This window comes from Streptomyces sp. NBC_00490, assembly GCF_036013645.1.
Taxonomy (GTDB): Bacteria; Actinomycetota; Actinomycetes; order Streptomycetales; family Streptomycetaceae; genus Streptomyces; species Streptomyces canus_F.
This window is the reverse complement of sequence record NZ_CP107869.1, coordinates 5107189-5133613: the sequence shown is the minus strand read 5'-3', so window position 1 is coordinate 5133613 and position 26425 is coordinate 5107189. Positions and strand designations below refer to the sequence as shown.

Genomic DNA, 26425 nt, shown 5'->3' with positions numbered 1-26425 from the left:
ATCAGCGCCGCGGTTCCCACCGGAACCACCGTCGTACAGCAAACACGCCCAGCGCGGCCCAGGCCAGTGCCGTCAGCGCGGCACCGAGCGCCTCGTACGCCGACAGGTCCCCGGTCCAGCCGCCGCGCACCAGCGTGATCACCGGAGTCAGCGGGAGCAGTTCGCACACCGACGCCATGCGGTCGGGCAGGACCTCCAGCGGGACGGCCATGCCGGAGCCGAACATCGAGACGAACATCATGGGCAGCGTGGTGACCTGGGCGCTCTCGGTGGTACGCGTGAACGCCGAGGTCACCGCCGCGAGCAGGGCGCACAGCACCAGCCCCAGGAGCAGGGCCAGTACCGCGAGATGGGGCGCGCGGGGCGCGGGGACGTCGAGCAGGACCGTGCAGCCGACCGCCAGGAGGACGGACTGCGCGAGGCCCGTGACAACGGCCGGGAGGGCGGATCCCGCGAGGATCTCGTTGTCCCGCAGTTCACCGGTGCGCAGCCGCTTGAGGACGAGTTCCTCGCGCCGGGCGGTGAAGACACCGACGAGCGCTCCGTACACCGCGAAGATCAGCGAGAACCCGATGGCGGCGGGCAGGACGACGGTGCCGGGGGTGAGGCCGGACTTCTCGAGGTCCATGTCCTTGGTCGCCGACCACACGCTGAACGGAAGGACCAGCGGTACGAACAGAGCCGCTACGAGCGTTCCCCTGCTGCGTCCGAGCAGTGTCGCCTCGGCACGGGCCAGTGCCGTCAGCCGGCCCGACGGGGTGGTGATCGTCCCGCTCATGCCACCTTCTCCTTCGTCTGGAACCCCTGCGCGATCCCGAGAAACGCCTCCTCCAGCGAAGCCGACCGCACATCGAGCCCCCGCAGCTCGACCTCCGCCCCCGAAGCCCACACCAGCAGCCCCGTCGCCGCCCGCTGCAGCTCCCGCGTCCGCAGCCGTACGACCCGGCCGTCGATCTCGTGGGACAGCACCCCCAGCTCTCCGAGCGGCGGCAGATCGCCCACGAAGTACCCTTCGGGCAGTTCGAAGGAGATCCGCGAGGGCTGTCCGGCCGTCACCTCGGCCGGTGTCCCGGTGACCGCGATCCGCCCCTCGTGCAGGATGGCGAGCCGGTCGGCGAGGCCCTCGGCCTCCTCCAGGTAGTGCGTGGTCAGCAGCACCGTCGTACCGCCGTCGCGCAGCGCCCGGACCAGCTCCCAGGTGTCCCGGCGCCCTTCGGCGTCGAGCCCGGTCGTCGGCTCGTCCAGGAACAGCACCTCCGGGTTCCCGAGCAGCGCGAGCCCCAGGTCCAGGCGCCGCCGCTCACCGCCGGACAGCTGCTTCACCCGTACGTCGGCCCGCCGCGCGAGCCCGACGAGCTCCAGCGCCTCCAGCGCGGGCCGCGCCCCGCTCACGCACCCCGCCCACATCCGGGCGGTCTCGGCGACGGTGAGCTCGGACGGAAACCCGCCCTCCTGGAGCATCACGCCGGTCCGCGGCCTGACGACGGCCCGCTCCTCGTAGGGATCGTGCCCGAGCACCCGCGCCCGGCCGCCGGTCGGCCGGGCGAGCCCCTCCAGGAGTTCCACGGTCGATGTCTTGCCGGCCCCGTTGGTGCCGAGCAGGGCGAAGATCTCGCCCCGGGCCACGGAGAAGCTGATCCCGCGGACCGCTTCGAACCCGCCCCCGTAGACGCGTCGCAGGTCGGTGACCTCAATCACGTTCGTGTTCATGGTCCCAGCATCTCGGCGCCCCGGGCCCGGAAGCAGTGCGCGCTGTCATCGCTCGGCATGACAAATGTCAGGGGTACGCCAACCAACGAAAAGGCCCCCCGACAGAAGCCGGGGGGCCTTCACATCAAGAGCGAACGACGAGGTTCGAACTCGCGACCTCAACCTTGGCAAGGTTGCGCTCTACCAACTGAGCTACGTTCGCATTGCATCCGACCGGCTCTCACCGATCGGCGCGGACACCATCCTACCTGATCCACAACAGTGGTCAGATGGTGATGCAGAGCGGGTGACAGGAATTGCACACTGCGCCTTCCCCCTGGAAGGGGGATGTTCTGCTACTGAACTACACCCGCATGTACTCCGTGGGCTGGGCTTTTCCGTCCCCGCCCCTCGGCGTGCTCCAGACTCTAGCCGACCAGGTGGGGTGCAACGCAAGTCGGTTGTCCTCAAGGCCCGCTGACGGACCCTGAGGACGCCCTGTGAGCTGTCACTGCGCCGCGGCGAACGCCTCGTAGACCTTCTTGGGGATACGGCCGCGCGCGGGGACGTCCATCTTGTTCGCCTGCGCCCAGGCGCGGACGGCCGCCGGGTCGGGGGCGACCTCCGTCTGCCGGTAGGCCTTGCCGGACTTCGACCGCTTGCGGCCAGCGTCCACGTAGGGCTCGAGCGCCTTACGCAGTTTCTTGGCATTCGCTTGATTCAGGTCGATCTCGTACGACTTGCCATCAAGTCCGAAGGCGATCGTTTCCGCCGCTTCCGAGCCGTCGATGTCGTCAGAGAGAGTGACCACGACCTTCTGCGCCACGAATATCGGTCCCTTCATACGGCACTTGCCAATTCATTTGTACAGTGCCCGACAATGCAATGGGAAGCCCGACTAAATCCTTCCGCGTGTCTGAGCGCAATAGGTATCGGGTGTCGATCGGGGATCTTTCCTGGAAATTTTCGTGAACACAGCCGTTGATACCGGATCGTGACGGCAGTCACGTAGTTTCCTACAAGTCGACGCGCGTAGAAATTTTGTGCGGGTAGTCTGAAGACACTGCCTGAAGACACTGTTGGACAGAGACCTTCAGGAACCTTGCTCAGCACCACACACCGGGAGTGCCAGTGGCACGCGTCGTAGTCGACGTCATGCTCAAGCCGGAGATCCTCGACCCCCAGGGCCAGGCGGTGCAGCGCGCACTGCCGCGTCTGGGTTTCGAAGGCATCTCCGACGTACGTCAGGGAAAGCGATTCGAACTGGAAGTTGACGGACCGGTCGACGAGGCCGCGCTCGCCCGCATCCACGATCTTGCGGAATCCTTCCTCGCCAACACCGTGATCGAGGACTTCACCGTGAAGGTGGAAGAAGTCGCGGAGGCCGCGAAGTGACCGCTCGTATTGGCGTCGTCACTTTCCCGGGGAGTCTCGATGACCGGGACACCCAGCGCGCGATCCGCCTCGCGGGTGCCGAACCGGTCGCCCTCTGGCACAAGGACAAGGACCTCCACCAGGTCGACGCCGTGGTGCTGCCCGGCGGTTTCTCCTACGGCGACTATCTGCGGGCCGGCGCCATCTCCCGCTTCTCGCCGGTGATGGAGACGGTCATCGAGCAGGCGAAGGCCGGGCTCCCGGTCCTCGGTATCTGCAACGGCTTCCAGATCCTCACCGAGGCCCACCTCCTCCCGGGCGGGATGCTCGGCAACGACCACCTCCACTTCATCTGCCGCGACCAGAAGCTGCGGGTGGAGAACGCGGAGACCGCCTGGACCGCCGACTACGAGTCCGGCCAGGAGATCCACATCCCGCTGAAGAACATGGACGGCCGGTACGTCGCCGACGAGTACACCCTCGACAAGCTCGAGGCCGAGGGCCGTGTCGCCTTCCGGTACGTCGACTTCAACCCGAACGGCTCGCTCCGCGACATCGCCGGCATCACCAACGAGGCCGGGAACGTCGTAGGCCTCATGCCGCACCCGGAGCACGCCGTCGAGCCGCTCATCGGCTCCGGCCGCACCGACGGCCTCCCCTTCTTCACCTCGATCCTCAAGAAGCTGGTCAACGCATGAGCCGGACGCCTCTGGACACGGTCGAGCACGCGGCCGCGACCCCCGACGTCGAGCTGCCCTGGGCCGAACTCGGTCTGAAGAAGGACGAGTACGAGCGGGTCGTGGAGATCCTCGGCCGCCGGCCCACCGGTGCCGAGCTCGCCATGTACTCGGTCATGTGGTCCGAGCACTGCTCCTACAAGTCCTCGAAGGTCCACCTCCGCCAGTTCGGCGAGAAGGCCCCCCAGTCCGACGCGCTGCTCGTGGGCATCGGCGAGAACGCGGGCGTCGTGGACGTCGGCCAGGGCTACGCGGTCACCTTCAAGGTCGAGTCGCACAACCACCCGTCGTACGTCGAGCCCTACCAGGGTGCGGCCACCGGTGTCGGCGGCATCGTCCGCGACATCATCGCGATGGGCGCGCGCCCGGTCGCGGTCGTGGACCCGCTGCGGTTCGGCGCGGCCGACCACCCCGACACCAAGCGCGTGCTGCCGGGTGTCGTGGCGGGCATCGGCGGCTACGGCAACTGCCTCGGCCTGCCCAACATCGGCGGCGAGGTCGTCTTCGACTCCTGCTACCAGGGCAACCCGCTGGTCAACGCCGGTGCCATCGGCGTCATGCGGCACGAGGACATCCACCTCGCGAAGGCGTCCGGCTCGGGCAACAAGGTCATCCTGTACGGGGCCCGGACCGGCGGTGACGGTATCGGCGGCGCCTCGATCCTGGCCTCCGAGACCTTCGACGACGCCAAGCCCTCGAAGCGCCCCGCGGTCCAGGTCGGCGACCCCTTCCAGGAGAAGCTCCTCATCGAGTGCACCCTGGAGGCCTTCAAGGAGAAGCTGGTCGTCGGCATCCAGGACCTCGGCGCGGCCGGTCTGTCCTGTGCCACCTCCGAACTGGCCTCCAACGGCTCCGGCGGCATGCGCGTGACGCTGGACGACGTACCGCTGCGTGACTCCACGCTCTCGCCCGAGGAAATCCTCATGAGCGAGTCGCAGGAACGCATGTGCGCGGTCGTCGAGCCGGAGAAGGTCGACCGGTTCCTGGAGATCTGCGAGAAGTGGGACGTCATCGCCACCGTCATCGGTGAGGTGACCGACGGCGACCGCCTGGAGATCTACTGGCACGGCGGCAAGATCGTCGACGTCGACCCGCGCACGGTCGCGCACGACGGTCCGGTCTACGAGCGCCCCTACGCGCGCCCGTCCTGGCAGGACGAGCTCCAGGCGGACGACGCGAACAAGCTGCCGCGGCCCGCTTCGAGCGACGAGCTCAAGCAGCAGGTCCTCCAGCTGGTGAGCTCCCCCAACCAGGCCTCCAAGAAGTGGATCACCTCGCAGTACGACCACTTCGTGCAGGGCAACACGGTGCTGGCCCAGCCCGAGGACTCGGGCATGATCCGCATCGACGAGGAGACCGGCCTCGGCGTCGCCATCGCGACGGACGGCAACGGCCGCTACGCGAAGCTGGACCCGTACGCGGGCGCCCAGCTGGCGCTCTCGGAGGCGTACCGCAACGTCGCCACGACGGGAGCCAAGCCGCTCGCGGTGTCGGACTGCCTGAACTTCGGCTCGCCCGAGGACCCGGCCGTCATGTGGCAGTTCGCGGAGGCCATCCGTGGACTGGCCGACGCCTGCCAGCAGTTGGGCACCCCGGTGACCGGCGGCAATGTCTCGCTCTACAACCAGACGGGCGAGGTGGCCATCCACCCGACCCCCGTGGTCGCGGTCCTGGGTGTCATCGACGACGTCGCCCGCCGCACGCCGGTCGCCTTCCAGGAGGAGGGCCAGCTGCTGTACCTCCTCGGCGAGACGCGTGAGGAGTTCGGCGGTTCGGCCTGGTCGCAGGTCGTCCACGACCACCTCGGCGGCCTTCCCCCGAAGGTCGACCTGGAGCGTGAGCGGCTGCTGGCCGAGATCCTGATCTCCGCCTCCCGCGACGGCATGATCGACTCCGCGCACGACCTCTCCGACGGCGGCCTGATCCAGGCGGTCGTGGAGTCGGCGCTGCTCGGCGGCAAGGGCGCGCGTCTGGTCGTACCGGACGGGCTCGACGCCTTCACCCTCCTCTTCTCCGAGTCGGCGGGACGCGCGGTCGTCGCCGTGCCGCGCTCCGAGGAGCTCCGCTTCAACGACATGTGCGGTGCGCGCGGCCTGCCGGTCACCCGCATCGGTGTCGTGGACGGGGACACGATCGAGCTCCAGGGCGAGTTCGAGCTGTCGCTGGAGGAACTGCGCACGGCGCACGAGGAGACGATCCCGGCGCTGCTGGCGTAAAGCCTTTCGTGCACACGGAGTTGAAGGCCCCGGCCGTCCAACGGCCGGGGCATTCACTCGTGTTGACTTCTGCCCACCTCAGCCCGTCCGGCGTTTGAGGACGAGGCCCTTCGGGCCGATGGGGGTCCAGGGGGCGGAGCCCCCTGGGGGCGGGGTCGAAGGGGCGGCACGCCCCTGGAGGACGGGACGGGTAGGGGCGGCGAGGGCGAGGAAACCGAGGGCGCGCCCGCACGACGCCCGCAACCCCCACCACCGCGAGATCCTCGATGCACGCCACCTCGCACCACCGCCCCGCCTAGGCTTGATCACATGCCACCGGCCAAGAAGCGCGCCCGCACCTACGACCCCGCGAAGATCCGCACCGCGGTGCTCACCCAGTTCGGGCACGTACGGCAGGCCGTCGGCACGCTGAGCGAGGAACAGCTCGCGAGCCCCACCCGCCTCGGTGACTGGACCGTCCGCGAGCTGGCCGCGCACATCACGATGGCCGTCGACGCCATCAGCCGCGGCCTGGAGCGCGACGAGCCGGAGAAGCCCGCACTGACCCTCCTGGAGTGGCCCTCCACCACCGCCCCCCGGGCGGACGACATCGACGACGGCACCCGCGACCTCGCCGCCGCCCACCCCGACCTCGACGCCCTGTACGCCGACACCGAGGACCGCTTCGCGCACCAGCTCGCGCAGACCCCCGGCGACCGCCTCATCGGCAGCCGCACCGGCGCCATGACCCTCGCCGACTACCTGGTCACCCGCACCGTCGAACTCGTCGTCCACACCGACGACCTGAACGCCGCGGTGCCGGGCCTGGACATCCCGTACGACCGTCAGGCCCTGGCCGCCTGCACCCGCCTCCTCGCCGACGCCCTCGCCGCGAAGGCCCCCGGCGGCTCGACCGAGGTGCGGATCCCGCCGTACGCCGTCGTGCAGTGCGTCGAGGGGCTCCGGCACACCCGCGGCACCCCGCCCAACGTCGTGGAGACCGACCCGCTGACCTGGATCCGGCTCGCGACGGGACGGGTGGCGTGGTCGGAGGCGATCGAGGACGCGAAGGTCAGTGCCAGCGGGGAGCGGGCGGATCTCGGCGGGTTGCTGCCCCTGATGGGGTGAACCGGTCGCCGGCAAGGAACCGGTCCCCCGTCCCTCCCGTCCCATCGGCATGGACAAACAGCGACTGATCCTCGTGGTCCTGACCGTGCTCCCGCTCGCCGCGGCCTGCGGCACCGACAAGGCGGGCAGCGGTTCGGTCGGCGCCGAGAAACCCGTCACCGGCGTCCACTGGAGCGTCGACAGCGTCACCGTGGACGGCAGGACCCACAAGGCGCCGGACGGGGCGAACGTGGAGTTGGAGGACGGCAAGGCCGCCGGCAGCTACGGCTGCAACCACTTCAACGCCAAGGTCACCACCGCCGAGGACGGCACCATCCGGCTCAGCCACGCCACGACCACCAGGATGGCCTGCGAGAAGCCGGTCATGACCTTCGAGCGGACCCTCTCCGACACCCTCGTCGGCGGCGCCCTGAAGACCGCCGTCACCGACGACCACCTCACGCTCACCACCGCGGGCGGAGACACCGTGCGCCTGACCGAGGCCCCCGAGTCCACCGGCTGAGAGGTGTGCGACACCTCACTCATATATCCGGAGGGCCGTCGATCCACCGCGCTGACCAGCCAAAACGAAAAAACCGCCAAAGCGGTCGCCGCCCGGTGGTGCAACAAAGGCACGTATCCCCAATTCGGACCAGTGGTCGACCTCGCCTACACTCGGGAACGTGCCACGTGGTGACGGTCGACTCAATCATGATCTGCTCCCCGGCGAGAAAGGCCCCCAGGACGCTTGCGGCGTCTTCGGGGTCTGGGCCCCGGGTGAAGAGGTCGCCAAGCTCACTTACTTCGGGCTCTACGCCCTCCAGCATCGGGGCCAGGAATCCGCGGGTATCGCGGTCAGCAACGGCTCCCAGATCCTCGTCTTCAAGGACATGGGGCTCGTTTCCCAGGTCTTCGACGAGACCTCTCTCGGTTCGCTCCAGGGTCATATCGCGGTCGGTCACGCCCGCTACTCGACCACCGGCGCCTCTGTCTGGGAGAACGCCCAGCCGACGTTCCGTGCCACCGCGCACGGCTCGATCGCGCTCGGCCACAACGGCAACCTGGTCAACACGGCGCAGCTCGCCGAGATGGTCGCCGACCTCCCCAAGGACACCAACGGCCGCTCGACCCGGGTGGCCGCCACCAACGACACCGACCTGCTCACCGCGCTCCTCGCGGCCCAGGTCGACGACGACGGCAAGCCGCTGACCATCGAGGAAGCCTCCCCGAAGGTCCTCCCCCAGGTCCGCGGCGCGTTCTCCCTCGTCTTCATGAACGAGCACACCCTCTACGCCGCCCGCGACCCGCAGGGCATCCGCCCGCTGGTGCTCGGCCGGCTGGAGCGCGGCTGGGTCGTCGCCTCCGAGGGCGCCGCCCTCGACATCTGCGGCGCGAGCTTCGTCCGGGAGATCGAGCCGGGCGAGTTCATCGCCATCGACGAGAACGGTCTGCGCAGCTCCCGCTTCGCGGAAGCAAAGCCCAAGGGCTGTGTCTTCGAGTACGTGTACCTGGCCCGACCCGACACCGACATCGCCGGCCGCAACGTGTACCTCTCCCGTGTGGAGATGGGCCGCAAGCTGGCGAAGGAAGCCCCGGTCGAGGCCGATCTGGTCATAGCGACCCCGGAGTCAGGCACCCCGGCCGCGATCGGTTACGCGGAGGCGAGCGGAATCCCGTTCGGCGCGGGTCTGGTGAAGAACGCGTACGTCGGTCGTACGTTCATCCAGCCCTCGCAGACGATCCGACAGCTCGGCATCCGTCTGAAGCTGAACCCGCTGAAGGAAGTCATCAAGGGCAAGCGCCTGGTCGTCGTCGACGACTCGATCGTGCGCGGCAACACCCAGCGGGCCCTGGTGCGGATGCTCCGCGAGGCCGGGGCGGCCGAGGTCCACATCCGGATCTCCTCCCCGCCCGTGAAGTGGCCCTGCTTCTTCGGCATAGATTTCGCGACCCGTGCCGAGCTCATCGCCAACGGCATGACCATCGACGAGATCGGCGTCTCGCTGGGCGCCGACTCCCTGGCGTACATCTCCCTCGACGGCATGATCGAGGCGACCACCATCGCCAAGCCGAACCTCTGCCGCGCCTGCTTCGACGGCGAGTACCCGATGGAGCTCCCGGACCCCGAGCTGCTCGGCAAGCAGCTCCTGGAGACCGAACTGGCCGCCGGCCCGGCGGCCACGGCGGCGGCCGACGCGATCCGTCGCCCGTAATACCTGCAGTACGACACGAAAGTTCTCACCGTCATGTCTGAGACAACTGGTGCCAGCTACGCAGCCGCGGGCGTCGACATCGAAGCGGGAGACCGCGCCGTAGAACTCATGAAGGAGTGGGTGAAGAAGACCCAGCGCCCCGAGGTCCTCGGCGGCCTCGGCGGTTTCGCCGGCCTCTTCGACGCCTCCGCCCTCAAGAACTACGAGCGGCCCCTCCTCGCCTCCGCGACCGACGGCGTCGGCACGAAGGTCGACATCGCGCGCCAGCTGGGCGTCTACGACACGATCGGCCACGACCTGGTCGCGATGGTCATGGATGACATCGTGGTGTGCGGTGCCGAGCCGCTGTTCATGACCGACTACATCTGCGTCGGCAAGGTCCACCCCGAGCGGGTCGCCGCGATCGTCAAGGGCATCGCCGAGGGCTGTGTCCTCGCCGGCTGCGCCCTGGTGGGCGGCGAGACGGCCGAACACCCCGGTCTGCTGGGTCCGGACGACTTCGACGTCGCCGGCGCCGGTACGGGCGTCGTGGAGGCCGACCGGCTGCTGGGCCCGGATCGTATCCGTACGGGTGACGCGGTCATCGCCATGGCGTCGTCCGGTCTTCACTCGAACGGGTACTCGCTCGTCCGCCACGTCCTGCTGAACGAGGCGGGTCTGTCCCTGGACGCCCGGATCGAGGAGCTCGGCCGCACTCTCGGCGAGGAGCTCCTGGAGCCCACCAAGATCTACTCGCTGGACTGCCTGGCGCTCACCCGCACCACCGACGTGCACGCGTACAGCCACGTCACGGGAGGCGGTCTCGCGGCCAACCTGGCCCGCGTGATCCCGGACGGGCTGCACGCGATCGTCGACCGCTCCACCTGGACCCCGGACCCGATCTTCGACCTCGTCGGCAGGACGGGTCAGGTCGAGCGCCTGGAGCTGGAGAAGACCCTCAACATGGGCGTCGGCATGATCGCCATCGTCCCCGAGGAGTCGGCCGACGTGGCGCTGAGGACCCTGGCCGACCGCGGGGTCGAGGCCTGGGTGGCCGGCGAGATCACGGAGCGCGGCGACCACACCACGGGCGCCGAGCTGGTCAGCACCTACTCGATCTAGAGCGCCCGACAGCGTGACGCCGCGGAGATCCTGACGGCAGCGCAAAACCCGGTCCGGTGGTGTGGACCACATCGGACCGGGTGAAGCGCAGCTGGAGCGTCAAGCGCCGCGGCGTTGAGACGTGGGACCGGACTCGTCGTCCTCGTCCTCATCGTCGTCGTTATAGAGATCCGCGTACTGGGAGTACGGGTCGTCTTCGTCCTCGTCGTCCTCGAACGGCTCGCCATTCGGCGGTTGGTTCGAAGTCGAAGCGCCCAGCTCATTGGCCAGACGCGAGAGGTCAGTCCCGCCGCTGCTGTACTTCAGCTGGCGGGCGACCTTCGTCTGCTTGGCCTTTGCCCGGCCGCGCCCCATGGCTCGACCCCCTCGGATACGGGGCTCGACGGCCCCAGAGTCTTGACACGCGTTCATGATCTGGAACGGGCTCTCCGCAGAGAGACCGGTCCGTAGGGCTTCCACGGTACCTGAGCCCACGCCCGTACGGTACGTCGCCCGCAGTACGTGCCGGGACCCTCGACCCTCAGAGTGCCCTTTCCCTGCTGGTCAACCGCGATTTTAACCACTTCTTGGCGGCCGACCCGCCGACGAACGTGAGAGTTCTCTCTAAGTGCCCGTCGGCGGGTACCGGCCAGGGGGCCGCGGACGCCCGATCAGCGCGCCCTGCGGGCCGCCGCCGCCTCGTGCATCCGCTGCTCGGCGATCCGGTCGGCCGCGGCGGCCGGCGGGATTCCGTCGGCCTTCGCACGTGCGAATATGGCGAGCGTGGTGTCGTAGATCCTCGCCGCCTTCGCCTTGCACCGCTCGAAGTCGAAGCCGTGCAGTTCGTCGGCGACCTGGATGACCCCGCCGGCGTTCACCACGTAGTCCGGCGCGTAGAGGATCCCGCGGTCGGCGAGGTCCTTCTCCACGCCCGGGTGGGCGAGCTGGTTGTTGGCGGCGCCGCAGACCACCTTGGCGGTCAGCGCCGGGACGGTGTCGTCGTTGAGGGCGCCGCCGAGCGCGCAGGGGGCGTAGATGTCGAGGCCCTCGGCGCGGATCAGGGTCGCGGTGTCGGCGACGGCCGTCACACCCGTCGGATGCGCGGCGAGGATCCGCCCCACGGCCTCCTCACGCACGTCCGTGATCACGACCTCGGCGCCCTCCGCCCGCAGGTGCTCCACCAGGTGGTGGCCGACCTTGCCGACGCCCGCGATGCCGACCTTCCGCCCGGCCAGCGAGGGGCTGCCCCACAGGTGCTGGGCGGAGGCGCGCATGCCCTGGTAGACGCCGAAGGACGTCAGCACGGAGGAGTCGCCGGCGCCGCCGTTCTCGGGGGAACGCCCGGTCGTCCAGCGGCACTCGCGCGCCACGACGTCCATGTCGGCCACGTACGTACCGACGTCGCAGGCGGTGACGTAGCGCCCGCCGAGCGAGGCCACGAACCGGCCGTAGGCGAGCAGCAGCTCCTCGGTCTTGACGGTGTCCGGGTCGCCGATGATCACGGCTTTGCCACCGCCGTGGTCCAGTCCGGCCATGGCGTTCTTGTACGACATCCCGCGCGCGAGGTTCAGGGCGTCGGCGACGGCCTCCTCCTCGGTCGCGTACGGGTAGAAGCGCGTGCCGCCGAGCGCGGGGCCCAGCGCGGTGGAGTGGATGGCGATGACGGCCTTGAGGCCGCTGGCACGGTCCTGGCAGAGCACGACTTGCTCATGACCGCCCTGGTCCGAGTGGAACAGGGTGTGCAGGACGCCGGCTGATACGTCGGTCACTGTGGTGACTCCTGGGTAAAGAGCGGCGGTTGGGACCAGCTCCCGTAAGGGTGGCGGGCGCTGTGAGCATGAGATTAGAGCCTGGGTGCCGCTGCCTACGGCGCCGTGCTCAGGATCACCTACCGGCGGAGTGCGTCCGTGGGACGATTTGCATAGATTTCCCGCTCGTTTGTGGGCGGGTTCCGCAGGTTTTCCTGGCAGTGGGCGGGGGAGGGAGCAGGCGTGCCCAAGGTGTCCTCGGTGGTCGTCCCGTACGCGACCTATCTGCGCGTGTACGAGCCGCTGGCGGCCTTCCCGGAGCCGGAGCGCGGCCACTGGACGCGCTACGCCCGCCGCCCCGACCGCCCCTCGTACCAGGACGAACTGCGCCGCTCCCTGGCCGACTTGCTGCCCACCCCGCCGATCCCGGTGCCGGTGCACGAGAGCGCCGACGCGTTCGTGCTGGACGTGGACGGGGTGGTCTGCGTCTGTCCCTGGCGGACCCGGCTGCGTGGCTGGCTGGCGCTCCAGGAGCTGCCCGAGGAGCTGCCGAAGCCGGTCCTGGACGCGGTGCTGCCGGAGGTCCTACGGCGCCAGGCGGCCCAGGACCACGAGCGCTGGCTGGTCCGCAACCCCGACGCCCGGCCCTGGATCCGCACCTCGACCTGGCAGGTGCCGCTGCACTGGTTCGTGCTGGTGGCCGACGAGGAGCGGTCCTTCGACAAGGGCTCGGGCGAGATCCCGCCGACGCTGCGCTACCGGACGCCGATGGTGCAGGCCCGGCGGCGGGTGGCGCGGGCCCTGCGGACCCTGAAGGACACCGTCGACGAGGGGCCGCTCACCGACGGTCTGGTGGACGTGGGGCGCTGGCTGGAGGAGTTCCACCCGCGCTCGCACGTCGAGCTGGACTACGGCGGTCTGGTGCACACCCTGCCGCCCGGCGAGCTCGAGGACGACCACTCGGCGGCCGACGTGGCCGCGGGGATCGAGGCCCTGCGGATCGGTGACGGGGCGGCCGCGGGAGAGGCGTACGCACGGCTCGTGGAGCGGTGGCGGTCGGTGCGGGACCGGCGCTCCGCGAACTAGGTGTTCCGTGAACTGAGTGTGCCCTGGGTCACTTTGGTCACGAACTGGCGTTTGACCTGACGCCCGTTTTGGGGTTTCGTCCTCGGTCAAGGTGTCACCAAGTTTCCCCTGATGCTCCGCCAACAAGGGACGTAGGTCCCGATCCGGGCGTACGCCTCACTGTGTGTCAAGCGTGACGGACCGCACGTACCCGGCTCTTGCATCTCTTCCCCCTCCTCATGCCAAAATAGGACAAGGGGCCCGGGGGAGGTTCCGCTTTGGGGGGTCTGGTGACTCCTGATCGCTCTGTGACTGATCGTCACAGTGGCGTGACTGTCCGCTATGGCATGGTCCATCGGCCTCTGTCGCCGATGAACACCTGGGGGGCAATTCCATCGGTTTGGCCGACGAGGCTGGACAGATGGTGTAGTTGTAGTGCCGAGGACAAGCCGTTCGTCCTATAACCGACTCGACTCGCGTCCGCCATTTCGGGCAACGCGGGTCAAGGTGCAGAATTTAGAGGAAAGAACCGAGAAGGTTCGGTTCTCCCGAGGAGGCCGCTCATGACCGCTCGCACCCCTGATGCCGAGCCGCTGCTGACCCCGGCTGAGGTCGCCACGATGTTCCGCGTCGACCCTAAGACGGTCACGCGGTGGGCGAAGGCTGGGAAGCTCACGTCCATCCGTACGCTCGGCGGGCACCGCCGCTACCGCGAGGCGGAGGTCCGCGCACTGCTCGCGGGCATCCCCCAGCAGCGCAGCGAGGCCTGAACCAACTGAATAACGGACAAACCGGCAGGTCCCCCAACGTGCCGAGGTGTCCGTGACCAAGCTCCAAGCGACGCGGGTACTGCCCCAACAGAACCCACGCCCAAGCTCATCCCAGAACGTCACAGGGTGCGTCGTCGATCGCGCTGGACTCCGCCGAGTCCAGCGCGATTTTTTTGTGCGTTCCACGTGCGGGATGTGGGCCGGCGCGTGCCGCTGTGAGCGGGCTTGTCGGAGTCTGGGGAGGGGTGTCGGATCTCCTGTGGACGGCTGCCGACGTACCGACCGGTCGGCCCTGCGGGCTGGTGCAATTGCACATATTAAATTGACCAGTTGTAGGTGAGGCGTAAGTACCGCGATTTCAGAAACTCATGCGGTGACACCCGTCACATGCCAGGGTCCTTGTTGCCTCTGGCGCATGTGCGCTAGAGGAGGCTCGCGTTCCACCGCCCCGCGTCCGTACGGCCGTTGGGGTCGCCCGGTGGTCACGCGGGCGAGGGGCTCTCGTCCTCGGCGACCTCTCCACCGGCCTCGTCGGCCCGTGGGGCGGAGTCCATGGCCAGCCGCAGCAGCTGATGGCAGATCGGGCAGTGCCGCGTCAGATGGCGGCGATAGGAGGTAGCGGCCGACGACAGATGCGCACGGAGCAACGCCCGCGTCTCGTGCCTGGCCGAAGCCGCCATACGCCACCTCCAGGGGTCACACAGGGGAACAGGCCCTGGTTTCTGGAGTACCGAGCGAATGTGACCCCGTCAAGACGGCATGGGCGGCAGGGAACGCAAAAGAGCCCGGATCCGAAGATCCGGGCTCCCTATGGCGGTCCTGACGGGATTTGCTGTACCCGATTGCGGCTCCGCCGCGGGCGCGGCCTCCACCTTGACAGGCTGGCGAGCGGGTTGGTTCGCGGCGGGCACGAAGAAGGCCCGCACCCTTGGTGGGTGCGGGCCTTCTTGCTTCACTGCGGTCCTGACGGGATTTGAACCCGCGGCCTCCACCTTGACAGGGTGGCGAGCACTCCAAGCTGCTCCACAGGACCAGGTTTCGCGGCGCTTATTGCTGCGTTGCGCTGCGAGAAGGACTGTACAGGAGGGTGAGCCCCGTGCGCGAACTCACCCAGTGTGCGGGGGCGGTTACGGGGCGGCGGCGTCGATCGCCTTCACGATCCGCTTGTCCGAGACGGGGTACGCCGTGCCCAGCGCGTGGGCGAAATAGCTGACCCGGAGTTCCTCGATCATCCAGCGGATGTCCAGCACGGAGGAGGGGACCGGGCGGCCCTGGGGCATCTGCTCCAGGAGCCAGGCGTACTCGTCCTGCATCTCGTGGACCTTCTCCATGCGCGTGGTGTCCCGCTGGACGTTCGTCGGCATCTGCTGGAGGCGCCGGTCCGCCGCGACCAGGTAGCGCATCAGGTCCGCCAGCCGACGCAGACCCGTCTCCGTCACGAAGCCCGGCTTCACGAGGGCGTCCAGCTGCTTGCGTACGTCCTGGAGGTTCGCCAGCAGCGCGGGGCTGCGTACGGCCTTCAGGCGGCGCTCACAGGCCTGCCAGGCGGCGAGGACCTGCTGCACCTGGCCGACCGTACGGACCGTCGTGTCGACGATCTCGGCACGCACCTTGTCGTAGAGCTTCCGGTACGACTCCTCGTCCCACGCCGGCCCCCCGAAGTCGGCGATCAGCCGGTCCGCCGCCGCCATCGCGCAGTCGTCGAACAGGCCCTGGATGGAGCCGTGCGGGTTCGCCGAGAGCGCCAGCTTCTGCGGGTTCGTCAGCTTGTCCGACGCGAACTTCGCCGGGTTCACCGGGATGTTGCGCAGGACCAGCCGCCGCGTGCCCTTCCACATCGCCGCCGCCTGCTCCGCCTCCGTGTCGAAGAGGCGTACGGAGACCGTGTCGCCGTCGTCCACCAGCGCCGGGTACGCCTTCACCGGCTGGCCGGCGCGGCGCGTCTCGAAGACGCGGGTGAGGGAGCCGATGGTCCAGTCGGTGAGGCCCTTGCGCTCCAGGGACTCGCCGCCCTGGCGTTCCGCCGTCGCCGCGGCCGCCTGCGAGAGGGCCTGGCGCGCCTTCGGCCTCAGCCGGAGCTTCAGCGCCTCCAGGTCCTTGTCCTCGGCGAGGTTGCGGCGCCGCTCGTCGACGATCCGGAAGGTGATGCGCAGGTGGTCCGGGACCTTCGACCAGTCGAAGTCCTCGGCGTCGAAGGGCACCCCGACCATCCGCTTGAGCTCACGGGCCATGGTGACGGTCAGCGGCTCCTGGAGGGGGACCGCCGTGGCCAGGAAGCGCTGCGCGAAGTTCGGCGCCGGTACGTAGTTGCGGCGGATCGGCTTGGGCAGCGAACGGATCAACTCCGTCACCACCTCTTCCCGCAGTCCCGGGATCTGCCAGTCGAAGCCCTCGTCCGTGACCTGGTTGAGCACCTGGAGCGGGATGTGGACCGTCACACCGTCCGCGTCCGCACCCGGCTCGAACTGGTACGTCACACGGAACTTGAGCGGCCCCTGCCGCCACGAGTCCGGATAGTCGTCCTTGGTGACCGCCTCCGCCGACTCCCGGATGAGCATCTCCCGCTCGAAGTCCAGGAAGTCCGGCTGCTCATGCCGCTTGTGCTTCCACCAGGAGTCGAAGTGGGCGCCGGACACGACGTGCTCGGGCACCCGCTGCTCGTAGAAGTCGAAGAGGGTCTCGTCGTCGACCACGATGTCCCGGCGCCGCGCCCGGTGCTCCAACTCCTCGACTTCGCTGAGGAGTTTGCGGTTGTCGGCGAAGAACTTGTGGTGGGTGCGCCAGTCGCCCTCGACGAGCGCGTTGCGAATGAAAAGCTCGCGGGACGCCTCCGGGTCGATCCGGCCGTAGTTCACCTTGCGCTGGGCGACGATCGGGACGCCGTACAGCGTGACCTTCTCGTACGCCATCACGGCCGCCTGGTCCTTCTCCCAGTGCGGTTCGGAGTACGTTCGCTTCAGGAGGTGCTCGGCGAGCGGCTCGACCCACTCCGGCTCGATCTTCGCGTTGACGCGGGCCCAGAGACGCGACGTCTCCACCAGTTCGGCCGACATCACGAACCGCGGCTGCTTCTTGAAGAGCGCCGAGCCGGGGAAGATCGCGAACTTGGCGCTGCGGGCGCCCAGGTACTCGTTCTTGTTGCCGTCCTTCACGTCCTTCATGCCGATGTGCGAGAGCAGACCGGCGAGGAGGGAGACGTGGACGCTCTGGTCGGGCGCGTCGTCCTCGTTGAGGTGGATGCCCATCTGCTTGGCGACCGTGCGCAGCTGGGTGTAGATGTCCTGCCATTCACGGATGCGCAGGAAGTTGAGGTACTCCTGCTTGCACATCCGGCGGAAGGACGAGGAGCCGCGCTCCTTCTGCTGCTCGCGCACGTACCGCCACAGATTGAGGTAGGCGAGGAAGTCGCTGGTCTCGTCCTTGAAGCGGGCGTGCTGCTGGTCGGCCTGGGCCTGTTTGTCGGCGGGGCGCTCGCGCGGGTCCTGGATGGACAGGGCGGCGGCTATGACCATGACCTCGCGGACACAGCCGTTCTTGTCGGCCTCCAGGACCATGCGGGCCAGGCGCGGGTCGACGGGCAGCTGGGCGAGCTTGCGGCCGGTCTCGGTGAGCCGCTTGCGCGCGTCCTTCTGCGCCGGGTCAAGGGCGTTGAGCTCCTGCAGCAGCTGCACGCCGTCGCGGATGTTGCGGTGGTCCGGCGGGTCGATGAAGGGGAACTTCTCGATGTCGCCGAGGCCGGCCGCGGTCATCTGGAGGATGACGGAGGCCAGGTTCGTACGGAGGATCTCCGCGTCCGTGAACTCGGGGCGGGCCTCGAAGTCCTCTTCGGTGTAGAGCCGGATGCAGATGCCGTCGGAGGTACGGCCGCAGCGGCCCTTGCGCTGGTTGGCGCTGGCCTGCGAGATCGCCTCGATGGGGAGCCGCTGGACCTTGGTGCGGTGGCTGTAGCGGCTGATCCGGGCGAAGCCGGGGTCGATGACGTACTTGATGCCGGGGACGGTCAGCGAGGTCTCGGCGACGTTCGTAGCCAGAACGATCCTGCGCCCCGTGTGCTGCTGGAACACGCGATGCTGCTCGGCGTGCGAGAGCCGGGCGTACAGCGGGAGGACCTCGGTGAACCGGTAGTTCTTCTTGTTGAGTGCGTCCGCGGTGTCCCGGATCTCCCGCTCACCGGAGAGGAAGACCAGGATGTCGCCCTTGCCCTCGGACTGGAGCTCCTCGACGGCATCGCAGATCGCGGTGATCTGGTCGCGGTCGGAGTCCTCGGAGTCCTCTTCGAGGAGCGGGCGGTAGCGGACCTCGACGGGATAGGTCCGGCCGCTGACCTCGACGATCGGCGCCTCACCGAAGTGCCGGGAGAACCGCTCGGGATCGATGGTCGCCGAGGTGATGACGACCTTGAGGTCGGGCCGCTTCGGCAGCAGCTGGGCGAGGTAGCCCAGCAGGAAGTCGATGTTGAGGGACCGCTCGTGAGCCTCGTCGATGATGATCGTGTCGTAGGCGCGCAGCTCACGGTCGGTCTGGATCTCGGCGAGCAGGATGCCGTCCGTCATCAGCTTGATGAAGGTGCCGTCCGGGTTCACCTGGTCGGTGAACCGCACCTTCCAGCCGACGGCCTCACCGAGCGGCGTGTCCAGCTCCTCGGCGACCCGCTCGGCCACGGTACGGGCGGCGATACGACGGGGCTGGGTGTGCCCGATCATGCCGCGGACGCCACGGCCCAGCTCCAGACAGATCTTCGGGATCTGGGTCGTCTTGCCCGACCCGGTCTCACCCGCGACGATCACGACCTGGTGATCCCGGATGGCGTCCGCGATCTCGGCCTTCTTCTGGCTGACGGGCAGCTGCTCGGGATAGCTGACGGCGGGCACACGTCCGCGCCGCTTGGCCATCCGCTCCTCGGCCCTCGCGACCTCGCCCTCGATCTCGGCGAGCACGGCGGCCCGTGCTTCGGGCTTGCGGATCTTGCGCGCGCCTTCGAGCCTGCGCCCGAGTCGCTGCGCGTCGCGCAGGGAGAGCTCGGTCAGGCGAGGGGCGATTGTGCCGAGGGCCGGGGCACCGGGGGCGGGATGCGTAGACATACGCGATCCAGGATCTCATCCCGCACAAAGAAGGGGCGAACCCTTTTGGGCCCGCCCCCTCCCGCACTCCCCGTTCACGTCACCGCACGTCGACGTAGTCCTCCGTGCCGCTGCCCACGAAGTGCTTGCTGTCGGGGTACAGGAAGACGGGCACCCAGGTGCCGTCCTGCTGGGCCTTGAAGCCCTTGCTGAAGGATCCGCTCGTCTTCGTGGTGACGGTGGCCATCAGGTACCAGGTGCTCTTGCCCTTGGGCCGGAAGAGGATCTGGACCTTCTTGTCGCCGTACGCCTTCCAGGTCGACGTGCCGGGCTTGCGCTCCTGGAGCACGCCCTTCACGGTGATCGTCCGGCCCTTGGTGACGGGCTCGGGGGAGGCGTTGGCGTCCTTGATCCGGGTCAGGGCACGGTTCTTGCGCAGACTCTTGCTGACGGTGCCCTTGATGTCCTTGGTGGTGGACCCGGCGTAGCGCAGCCGCCAGTAGCCGTCCGTGTAGCCCGGCAGGTTCTCGACGACGAACTGTGAGCCGAAGCTCGTCTTCACCGTCTTCTTGGTGCTCCAGCCGGTGCTGCCGTTGGCCGAGTACTGGATGTCGACGCTGATCCGGTCGTTGGTGTCGCGCCCGATCAGATCGAGGCTGCCGGTGATGTCGAGCTGCGCGTACTTGTCCTGCGCGGCCGTGAACTCCGTGAACTTCGTCGTGGCGGTGACCGTCGCGGTGACCTCGGCGGTCGTGGTGCGCTGGACGAAGGGGTTGTACGGGTAGGACCGGAAGGCGACCTCGTAGACGCTCTTGCTGCCGTACGGGGACTTCGTGAAGGAGAAGCGGCCGTCGGCGTCGGTGGTCGCCTCGGTGGGGCTGCACGTGGTGCAGTCCTTGTAGTCCATCTCCAGCGGGATGCCGGCCAGCGGCTTCCACTCCGAGCCGTACTGGTACTGGAGGGTGCCGGTGACGTCGATCCGGTCGCCCGCCGTGACGTGGAAGCTGCTCTTGTCGAGGACGAACCGGGTGGGCGCGGCCTGCGGTCTGACGTCGACCCAGGGGACGGTGGCGAAGCCCAGGTCGCCGTTGTACTGGGCGAAGGTCCAGCCGCCCGACGTCGTCTCGTCGGAGGCGGAGAAGTGGCCTGCCTCGTCCGTGACGACGGTCGAGTCCTCGTTCTCGTCGAACGTGAGGTCCACGGGGGCCCCGGGCAGCGGGACCGTCTCACGGGTGGCGGGGTCGCGCAGCACCAGGTCGCCGGTGGCGGTGACCGTCCGGTGCTCGATGTCCGGATCGGTCGGTGTGACGGTGAAGCCGCTGATCACGGGCTGCTTCTCGTACCGCAGCGTGCCCGCGTTCCGCTGGAGCGTCGTCTCGCCCGCGGTGTTCGTGGCCTCGATGTCGATCGTGTACTTGCCGAGCGTGTCGAGGTGGACGGGCGGGGAGGACCAGATGCCCTCCCACGAGCTCGTGTAGTACGTCTGCGTGAAGTCGGTGACCGTGGCGACCGGTGTGTCCGTCTCGCTGCTGCCGACGGGGCGCAGCGACGCGGTGACCTTGTCGATCGTCCCGCTGTAGTTGAGGCGTACGTCGATGACCGACCAGTCGGCCTGGTCGCTGTACGCCGTCATGACGGTCGGCCCCGCGGCGTGGGCCGTGCCGGGTACCGCGAGTGTGGAGACCAGGACGGCACCGGCCGTCACCAGACCTCGGACCATGCTTCTCAAGAACCCCCCAGGCTCTCTGTGAGCGACGAAAACCCCCTCCGGTCGCCCGGAGGGGGTTGACGTACTGAGTGGCTGGGGCCGGGGTCGAACCGGCGACCTATCGCTTTTCAGGCGATCGCTCGTACCAACTGAGCTACCCAGCCACGAGGTTTCCGAGGAAACCTCAGCGGTCCTGACGGGATTTGAACCCGCGGCCTCCACCTTGACAGGGTGGCGAGCACTCCAAACTGCTCCACAGGACCTGGCTTTGTGTGCGAACAGTGTCGCACACGGTGTTGCGTGCCCCCAACGGGATTCGAACCCGTGCTACCGCCTTGAAAGGGCGGCGTCCTAGGCCGCTAGACGATGAGGGCTATCGGCCCGCCTTGCGCTTCTCAGCGCGTCGGGGACGTGAGAAGCATATGGGATGCCGGGAGGTATCGCCAAAACGGTTTAGGGAGCGCTGTCCGACGGGCTGGGGGACGGTGTCGGGGCGGGGCTCGGGGCGGGGCTCGGGGCGGGGCTGGGGGTGGCGCTCGGGGTGGGAGCCGCGCCCGGCAGGTTCTCCTCCGGCAGGTGGCGGCTGACCTCGGCCGTCGTCAGGCCGAGTCCGCCGAGTTTGATCTCGTCCCAGGCCTGGAGGTGCCGGGAGTCGCGGTCGAAGTAGAGGATCGAGGCCTCGATCGGGTCCGGGTACTTCCCCTCCACCGCGCGCAGTCCGCTGCCGCCGGTGGAGCCCTCGACGCGCAGCCGGGTGCCGTTGCGCAGGACCTCCATCTCCTGGTGGTGCAGATGGCCGGAGAGCACCAGCGGCACCGAGCCGTCGACCTCCCGCGCGGCCGACGGCTCGTGCGCGACGGCGACGTCCACGGGCTTTCCGGCGGTCGTCCAGTCGCGCAGCGCGGCGGCGAGGCGGGCGCCCGCGGCCTCCTGGGTCTCCTCGGCGCCGGGCCCCTCGCTGCGGTCGGGCGTGAACTGCGGGTCGCCGATTCCGGCGAAGCGCAGGCCGGCGACGTTCTGGGCGCGCCCGTCGTCGAGGACGTGCACGTTCTTCAGGCCCTCCATGTAGCGCTGGGTGACGCCGGAGTCGTGGTTGCCCCGCACCCACACGTAGGGCGCCCCGAGGTCCTCGATGGGGTCCAGGAAGCCGTTCTCGGCGGCCGTGCCGTGGTCCATGGTGTCGCCGGAGTCGACGATGACGTTCACCTGGTACTGCTCCACCAGGGAGGCGACGATCTTCCAGCTGGCCGGGTTCAGATGGATGTCCGAGATGTGCAGGACACGGATGGTGGTGGGGTCCGGCTGGTAGGCGGGGAGTGTGGAGGTGACGTCGTACAGCTTCGTCACGTTGGTGACGAGTCGCGCCAACTCCTGCTGGTAGACGTCGAATTCGGTGACGATGTTGCGCGCGTTGCCGACCAGGGACGGGGCGGAGGAGAGCAGTCCGGAGAACTTCGGCTCCAGGACGGAGTCGGGGTTCCAGGTGGCGTACGCCGTCCCTCCGGACGCGGCGAGCATGCCGAGGGCGAGGCCGCCGGCGGCGAGGGCGCGGCGGGGGCGGCGGTAGACGGCGAGCCCGAGGGCGGTGGCGCCCACGACGACGGCGACACAGGACCGTACGGCCAGGTCGAGGGTGCCGTGCTCGACGTCCTCGGCGACCTCGTCCTGGAGCCCGGAGAGGCGTTCGGGGTGGTCGACCAGGGCCTGGGAGCGGACCGGGTCGAGCTGGTCGACGTTGACGTCCAGGCGGACGGGGGCGTGGTGGCTGTCCAGTTGCAGGGCGCCCAGCGGGGAGATGTTGATCTTCGTGCCGCCGGTGAGGGACGGGCGCAGGGTCATCGTGGTGTTCATGGGGCCGACGGGGGTGCGGACATTGCCGACGATCAGCAGTCCCAGCCATGCCCCGAGCAGCACGACGGCCACCAGCCCGACGGCCCGGACCCACGGGTGCGGCTGGTGGACGAGTTCCAGGGTCGGCAGGGGGCGGCGGGTGCGGTAGTGGCGGGCGAAGGTGCGTGGTGAGCGGCGTAGGCGGAACAGGACGTTCAGGACTGCGGCGGGGACGCGAGCCATTGGTCCCGTATGCCCAAGTCCGGGGGCGGGTATGCGGCTGTGCCGTGGCGGGCGGCGGGGCCGGTCTCCGCGGTCAGCCCCAGCCCAGCTCGTGGAGCCGCTCGTCGTCGATGCCGAAGTGGTGGGCGATCTCGTGGATCACGGTCACGGCGACCTCGTGCACCACGTCGTCCTGGGTCTCGCAGAAGCGCAGGGTCGGGCCCATGTAGATCGAGATGCGGTCGGGGAGCACGCCGGCGTACCACTCGCCGCGGTCGGTGAGCGGGGTGCCTTCGTAGAGGCCCAGCAGTTCGGGGTCGTCGGCGGGGGGTTCGTCCTCGACGAACACGGCGACGTTGTCCATGACCCGGGTCAGCTCGGGCGGGATCCGGTCCAGGGCCTGGCTCACGAGTTCTTCGAAGGCTTCGCGCGTCATCTCCAGCACAGGGCCATTGTCGGGGACGGGGTGCCTGGAGGGGAGGCGGGTGCGGGTGGGTCTCGCGCGTGTCCTCTTGTGGGCGGCGGGAGTTGAACAGGTTGACTCTCTCGACCGCCCTCGGAGGTGGCTGCCCGTGCGCGCCTTGTACGTACCCGTCCGTCTGGCCGCCACGGTGATGGCGGTCGCCGCTGCCGCCGGCTGTATGAGTGTGGGCGACGACGACGGTGGCGGGAGTGCCAAGCCGTCGCACTCCGCCGGGCAGCGGGGCGGGGACGCTCCGGACGGCGGATCGGCGGTGTCGGGCGGGGGCGGTGGGTACGGGGCCGCCGAGGCCGACGGCAAGCACGGGAAGAAGAAGGGCAAGGGCAAGGCGGGGGAGTCGGCGTCGCCCTCCGCCTCGGAGTCGGCCGGGGAGAGCGCGTCGCCCTCGGTGGACGTCAAGCCCGGAAAGCCGGACAAGCCGCAGCCGACCCCGACGAGGACCCAGCCCGCCCCGACGAGGACGCCCGAGCCGACCCCGACGCCGACTCCGACCCCGGAGCCGCCCACCCCGACCCCCACGGTCGCCGAGCCGTCGTCCTCCGCCCACCAGGAGGCCGAGCCGCAGCTGGCCCAGCGCGAGCCGGCACCCGCGGCGGGGACGCCGGCGTAGGGCGGTGGGACGGCACTCCTGCGGGGCGGGAATGCCCGCGGGAGCCGGGTGTGACGTACGTCAATGGGAGGCGGTTTGCCTTCCGGGGGGATGGGTGCGTAAGGTGGTAGATCGTTTGATCCCATTTGCCCGGCGCCAACGTAGAGCGCGCCGTGTGGCGCGTTCTCTCCCTTGCCGTGGCTGACCGCATAGAGGCGGTCGTATTGCGAATCACGGAGTTGACGGGCGCGTGCCGACGAGACTCCGGAAGGTTTCGCATACGCATGTCCATTTCCAGTTCTGATCACGCCGTCATGCCCGAGAACGGCGAGAACGAGATCGTCGAGGAGACCCCCGAGGTCACCTTCGCGACTCTCGGTCTCCCCGAGGGCGTCGTGCGCAAGCTCACGCAGAACGGCGTGACCTCCCCCTTCCCGATCCAGGCCGCGACCATCCCGGACGCCCTGGCCGGCAAGGACATCCTCGGCCGTGGCCGCACCGGCTCCGGCAAGACCCTCTCCTTCGGTCTGCCGCTGCTGACGAAGCTGTCCGGCGGCCACACCGACAAGAAGAAGCCCCGCGGCATCATCCTCACGCCGACGCGTGAGCTCGCGATGCAGGTCGCGGACGCCCTCCAGCCCTACGGCGACGTCCTCGGCCTGAAGATGAAGGTCGTCTGCGGCGGCACGTCGATGAGCAACCAGATGTACGCCCTGGAGCGCGGTGTCGACGTCCTCGTCGCCACCCCGGGCCGGCTGCGTGACCTCATCAACCGCGGCGCCTGCTCCCTGGCCAACGTCGAGGTCGCCGTCCTCGACGAGGCCGACCAGATGTCGGACCTGGGCTTCCTGCCCGAGGTCACCGAGCTGCTCGACCAGATCCCGGGCGGCGGCCAGCGCATGCTGTTCTCGGCCACGATGGAGAACGAGATCTCCACGCTGGTCAAGCGCTACCTGACCGACCCGGTCACGCACGAGGTCGACAGCGCCCAGGGCAACGTCACGACGATGTCGCACCACATCCTCATCGTGAAGCCCAAGGACAAGGCGCCGGTCACCGCGGCCATCGCCTCCCGCAAGGGCCGCACGATCATCTTCGTCCGCACCCAGCTGGGCGCCGACCGTATCGCCGAGCAGCTCGTCGAGGCCGGTGTGAAGGCCGACGCGCTGCACGGCGGCATGACGCAGGGTGCCCGTACCCGCGTCCTGGCCGACTTCAAGGACGGCTACGTCAACGCGCTGGTCGCCACCGACGTCGCCGCGCGCGGTATCCACGTCGACGGCATCGACCTGGTGCTCAACGTGGACCCGGCCGGTGACCACAAGGACTACCTGCACCGCGCCGGCCGTACGGCCCGCGCCGGCCGCACCGGCACCGTCGTGTCGCTGTCCCTGCCGCACCAGCGCCGCCAGATCTTCCGCCTCATGGAGGACGCGGGCGTCGACGCCGGGCGTCACATCATCCAGGGCGGCGCCGCCTTCGACCCCGAGGTCGCCGAGATCACCGGCGCCCGGTCGATGACCGAGGTCCAGGCCGAGTCTGCGGGCAACGCCGCGCAGCAGGCCGAGCGCGAGGTGGTCTCCCTCACCAAGCAGCTGGAGCGGGCGCAGCGCCGCGCGAGCGAGCTGCGCGAGGAGTCCGACCGTCTCGTGGCCCGTGCCGCGCGTGAGCGTGGCGAGGACCCGGAGGCCGCGGTGGCCGAGGCGCAGGCAGCGGTGGCCGCCGAGGCGGAGGCCGCGTCCGTGCCGGAGCAGCCGGTGGCGCAGCAGGCCGAGCGTACGGAGGGTTCCTCCTCGTACGAGCGTCGTGACCGTCGGGACAACGACCGTGGCGGCTTCCGTCGCGACGACCGTCGTGACGACCGTGGTGGTCGTTCCTTCGAGCGTCGGGACAACGACCGTGGCGGCTTCCGTCGCGACGACCGTCCGGCCGACCGTGGTGGTCGTTCCTTCGAGCGTCGTGACGACCGTGGTGGGTTCAACCGTGACCGTGACGACCGTGGTGGTCGTTCCTTCGAGCGTCGGGACAACGACCGTGGCGGCTTCCGTCGCGACGACCGTCCCGCCGACCGTCCGGCGGGCCGTTCCTTCGAGCGTCGTGACGACCGCGGTGGGTTCAACCGTGACCGTGACGACCGTGGTGGTCGTTCCTTCGAGCGTCGGGACAACGACCGTGGCGGCTTCCGTCGCGACGACCGTCCCGCCGACCGCCCGGCGGGCCGTTCCTTCGAGCGTCGCGACGAGCGCGGCGGCCACCGTGGCAGCGACCGTCCCTTCAACCGTGACCGCCGCGACGACCGCCCGGGCTTCCGCTCCGGCGGCCACGACCGCCCCGGCTTCCGCCGCGACGACCACCGCGGTACCGGCACCGGTACCGGTTCCGGCTCTGGTTCCGGCTCCTCCTTCGGACGCCGTGACGACAAGCCGCGCTGGAAGCGCAACGGCTGACGTCGGTTGAACCGACTCTGAAAGGGCCCCTGCGACCTCGGTCGCAGGGGCCCTTTTGCGACCCTTTCGCGAAAGGTTCTAGCCAAGTTGTGACGTGTGTCACGCCCTCC

The 26425-nt window shown here is 69.1% G+C and carries 21 protein-coding genes and 6 tRNA genes; 11 read left to right on the top strand and 16 right to left on the bottom strand.

Annotation, left to right across the window (positions count from 1 at the left end; all coding sequences use genetic code 11):
- Nucleotide 1: 1 nt before the first annotated feature.
- From OG381_RS23190 to OG381_RS23170, 5 genes are all read right to left on the bottom strand, one after another.
- On the bottom strand, nucleotides 2-778 hold the full coding sequence (locus tag OG381_RS23190; RefSeq protein WP_327717989.1) for an ABC transporter permease: 777 nt from the start codon (nucleotides 776-778) through the stop codon (nucleotides 2-4).
- Complete coding sequence (locus OG381_RS23185; protein WP_327717988.1) at nucleotides 775-1710, bottom strand: ABC transporter ATP-binding protein; 936 nt, start codon at nucleotides 1708-1710, stop codon at nucleotides 775-777. Before OG381_RS23185 ends, OG381_RS23190 begins: the two co-directional genes overlap by 4 nt.
- A 129-nt stretch (nucleotides 1711-1839) precedes the next feature.
- Nucleotides 1840-1912, bottom strand: a tRNA-Gly gene (locus OG381_RS23180).
- A gap of 79 nt (nucleotides 1913-1991) precedes the next feature.
- Nucleotides 1992-2063 (bottom strand) — tRNA-Gly (locus tag OG381_RS23175).
- 134 nt (nucleotides 2064-2197) lie between these two features.
- Complete coding sequence (locus OG381_RS23170; RefSeq protein ID WP_327717987.1) at nucleotides 2198-2515, bottom strand: histone-like nucleoid-structuring protein Lsr2; 318 nt, start codon at nucleotides 2513-2515, stop codon at nucleotides 2198-2200.
- A 305-nt stretch (nucleotides 2516-2820) separates the two neighbouring features.
- On the opposite strand from OG381_RS23170, the gene purS reads away from it, so the two are divergent.
- The 7 genes from purS to purM all read left to right on the top strand — a co-directional run bounded on the left by purS (nucleotide 2821) and on the right by purM (nucleotide 10416).
- Complete coding sequence (gene purS / locus OG381_RS23165) at nucleotides 2821-3084, top strand: phosphoribosylformylglycinamidine synthase subunit PurS (protein ID WP_015659417.1); 264 nt, start codon at nucleotides 2821-2823, stop codon at nucleotides 3082-3084.
- Nucleotides 3081-3761: a phosphoribosylformylglycinamidine synthase subunit PurQ gene (gene purQ, locus OG381_RS23160; RefSeq protein ID WP_266890397.1), complete on the top strand. Its 681-nt coding sequence runs from the start codon at nucleotides 3081-3083 to the stop codon at nucleotides 3759-3761. The genes purS and purQ overlap by 4 nt, the downstream gene beginning before the upstream one ends.
- A complete protein-coding gene (purL, locus tag OG381_RS23155; protein ID WP_327717986.1) occupies nucleotides 3758-6016 on the top strand; it encodes a phosphoribosylformylglycinamidine synthase subunit PurL in 2259 nt (752 codons plus the stop codon). The genes purQ and purL overlap by 4 nt, the downstream gene beginning before the upstream one ends.
- Nucleotides 6017-6325: 309 nt before the next feature.
- Nucleotides 6326-7123 (top strand): maleylpyruvate isomerase family mycothiol-dependent enzyme, encoded by a 798-nt coding sequence (locus OG381_RS23150; RefSeq protein WP_327717985.1) that lies wholly within the window; start codon nucleotides 6326-6328, stop codon nucleotides 7121-7123.
- 49 nt (nucleotides 7124-7172) lie between these two features.
- Nucleotides 7173-7625 (top strand): META domain-containing protein, encoded by a 453-nt coding sequence (locus tag OG381_RS23145; protein ID WP_327717984.1) that lies wholly within the window; start codon nucleotides 7173-7175, stop codon nucleotides 7623-7625.
- Nucleotides 7626-7785: 160 nt separating this feature from the next.
- Complete coding sequence (gene purF / locus OG381_RS23140) at nucleotides 7786-9315, top strand: amidophosphoribosyltransferase (protein WP_307028791.1); 1530 nt, start codon at nucleotides 7786-7788, stop codon at nucleotides 9313-9315.
- Nucleotides 9316-9348: 33 nt separating this feature from the next.
- Nucleotides 9349-10416: a phosphoribosylformylglycinamidine cyclo-ligase gene (purM, locus tag OG381_RS23135; RefSeq protein WP_327717983.1), complete on the top strand. Its 1068-nt coding sequence runs from the start codon at nucleotides 9349-9351 to the stop codon at nucleotides 10414-10416.
- Between the two features lie 99 nt (nucleotides 10417-10515).
- On the opposite strand, the gene OG381_RS23130 is transcribed toward purM, so the two are convergent.
- Together OG381_RS23130 and OG381_RS23125 are read right to left on the bottom strand one after the other, a co-directional pair.
- The gene (locus OG381_RS23130) at nucleotides 10516-10770 is read right to left on the bottom strand and encodes a DUF3073 domain-containing protein (protein ID WP_266890415.1); all 255 of its coding nucleotides are present in this window, start codon (nucleotides 10768-10770) and stop codon (nucleotides 10516-10518) included.
- A 296-nt stretch (nucleotides 10771-11066) separates the two neighbouring features.
- Nucleotides 11067-12164 (bottom strand): Leu/Phe/Val dehydrogenase, encoded by a 1098-nt coding sequence (locus OG381_RS23125; RefSeq protein WP_327717982.1) that lies wholly within the window; start codon nucleotides 12162-12164, stop codon nucleotides 11067-11069.
- Between the two features lie 222 nt (nucleotides 12165-12386).
- On the opposite strand from OG381_RS23125, the gene OG381_RS23120 reads away from it, so the two are divergent.
- Nucleotides 12387-13229, top strand: a complete 843-nt coding sequence (locus tag OG381_RS23120) for a hypothetical protein (RefSeq protein WP_327717981.1) — start codon at nucleotides 12387-12389, stop codon at nucleotides 13227-13229.
- A gap of 542 nt (nucleotides 13230-13771) precedes the next feature.
- Nucleotides 13772-13978, top strand: coding sequence for a developmental transcriptional regulator BldC (bldC, locus tag OG381_RS23115; protein ID WP_003949541.1), 207 nt, complete (start codon nucleotides 13772-13774; stop codon nucleotides 13976-13978).
- Between the two features lie 482 nt (nucleotides 13979-14460).
- On the opposite strand, the gene OG381_RS23110 is transcribed toward bldC, so the two are convergent.
- The 9 genes from OG381_RS23110 to OG381_RS23070 all read right to left on the bottom strand — a co-directional run bounded on the left by OG381_RS23110 (nucleotide 14461) and on the right by OG381_RS23070 (nucleotide 23243).
- Nucleotides 14461-14658 (bottom strand): DUF6274 family protein, encoded by a 198-nt coding sequence (locus OG381_RS23110; RefSeq protein ID WP_266890421.1) that lies wholly within the window; start codon nucleotides 14656-14658, stop codon nucleotides 14461-14463.
- 278 nt (nucleotides 14659-14936) lie between these two features.
- Nucleotides 14937-15011: transfer RNA gene (locus OG381_RS23105), tRNA-Asp, on the bottom strand.
- A 94-nt stretch (nucleotides 15012-15105) separates the two neighbouring features.
- Entirely contained in the window at nucleotides 15106-19059 is a 3954-nt protein-coding gene (gene hrpA / locus OG381_RS23100) for an ATP-dependent RNA helicase HrpA (RefSeq protein ID WP_327717980.1), read from the bottom strand.
- Between the two features lie 79 nt (nucleotides 19060-19138).
- Nucleotides 19139-20758 carry a hypothetical protein gene (locus OG381_RS23095; RefSeq protein WP_327717979.1) on the bottom strand — a complete coding sequence of 540 codons (1620 nt, stop codon included), beginning with the start codon at nucleotides 20756-20758 and terminating at the stop codon, nucleotides 19139-19141.
- Nucleotides 20759-20836: 78 nt separating this feature from the next.
- Nucleotides 20837-20910 (bottom strand) — tRNA-Phe (locus tag OG381_RS23090).
- Nucleotides 20911-20934: 24 nt separating this feature from the next.
- Nucleotides 20935-21009: transfer RNA gene (locus tag OG381_RS23085), tRNA-Asp, on the bottom strand.
- A 38-nt stretch (nucleotides 21010-21047) separates the two neighbouring features.
- Nucleotides 21048-21120, bottom strand: a tRNA-Glu gene (locus OG381_RS23080).
- Between the two features lie 79 nt (nucleotides 21121-21199).
- Nucleotides 21200-22819 (bottom strand): metallophosphoesterase family protein, encoded by a 1620-nt coding sequence (locus OG381_RS23075; protein ID WP_327717978.1) that lies wholly within the window; start codon nucleotides 22817-22819, stop codon nucleotides 21200-21202.
- Nucleotides 22820-22892: 73 nt separating this feature from the next.
- Nucleotides 22893-23243: a metallopeptidase family protein gene (locus tag OG381_RS23070; RefSeq protein ID WP_307028807.1), complete on the bottom strand. Its 351-nt coding sequence runs from the start codon at nucleotides 23241-23243 to the stop codon at nucleotides 22893-22895.
- A gap of 127 nt (nucleotides 23244-23370) precedes the next feature.
- Here OG381_RS23070 and OG381_RS23065 point away from each other — a divergent pair, with 127 nt between their 5' ends.
- Entirely contained in the window at nucleotides 23371-23889 is a 519-nt protein-coding gene (locus OG381_RS23065; protein WP_327717977.1) for a hypothetical protein, read from the top strand.
- Between the two features lie 263 nt (nucleotides 23890-24152).
- Complete coding sequence (locus OG381_RS23060) at nucleotides 24153-26315, top strand: DEAD/DEAH box helicase (protein ID WP_327717976.1); 2163 nt, start codon at nucleotides 24153-24155, stop codon at nucleotides 26313-26315.
- The last annotated feature ends 110 nt before the right edge of the window (nucleotides 26316-26425 follow it).

Excerpts from the sequence above, each read along its gene's own strand:
- hrpA (WP_327717980.1), bottom strand. The coding sequence starts at position 19,059 with ATGTCTACGCATCCCGCCCCCGGTGCCCCGGCCCTCGGCACAATCGCC.
- purL (WP_327717986.1), top strand. The coding sequence starts at position 3,758 with ATGAGCCGGACGCCTCTGGACACGGTCGAGCACGCGGCCGCGACCCCC.
- OG381_RS23150 (WP_327717985.1), top strand. The coding sequence starts at position 6,326 with ATGCCACCGGCCAAGAAGCGCGCCCGCACCTACGACCCCGCGAAGATC.
- purM (WP_327717983.1), top strand. The coding sequence starts at position 9,349 with ATGTCTGAGACAACTGGTGCCAGCTACGCAGCCGCGGGCGTCGACATC.
- OG381_RS23075 (WP_327717978.1), bottom strand. The coding sequence starts at position 22,819 with ATGGCTCGCGTCCCCGCCGCAGTCCTGAACGTCCTGTTCCGCCTACGC.
- bldC (WP_003949541.1), top strand. The coding sequence starts at position 13,772 with ATGACCGCTCGCACCCCTGATGCCGAGCCGCTGCTGACCCCGGCTGAG.
- OG381_RS23110 (WP_266890421.1), bottom strand. The coding sequence starts at position 14,658 with ATGGCGGCTTCGGCCAGGCACGAGACGCGGGCGTTGCTCCGTGCGCAT.
- OG381_RS23185 (WP_327717988.1), bottom strand. The coding sequence starts at position 1,710 with ATGAACACGAACGTGATTGAGGTCACCGACCTGCGACGCGTCTACGGG.
- OG381_RS23190 (WP_327717989.1), bottom strand. The coding sequence starts at position 778 with ATGAGCGGGACGATCACCACCCCGTCGGGCCGGCTGACGGCACTGGCC.
- OG381_RS23145 (WP_327717984.1), top strand. The coding sequence starts at position 7,173 with ATGGACAAACAGCGACTGATCCTCGTGGTCCTGACCGTGCTCCCGCTC.
- OG381_RS23095 (WP_327717979.1), bottom strand. The coding sequence starts at position 20,758 with ATGGTCCGAGGTCTGGTGACGGCCGGTGCCGTCCTGGTCTCCACACTC.
- OG381_RS23130 (WP_266890415.1), bottom strand. The coding sequence starts at position 10,770 with ATGGGGCGCGGCCGGGCAAAGGCCAAGCAGACGAAGGTCGCCCGCCAG.
- OG381_RS23060 (WP_327717976.1), top strand. The coding sequence starts at position 24,153 with ATGTCCATTTCCAGTTCTGATCACGCCGTCATGCCCGAGAACGGCGAG.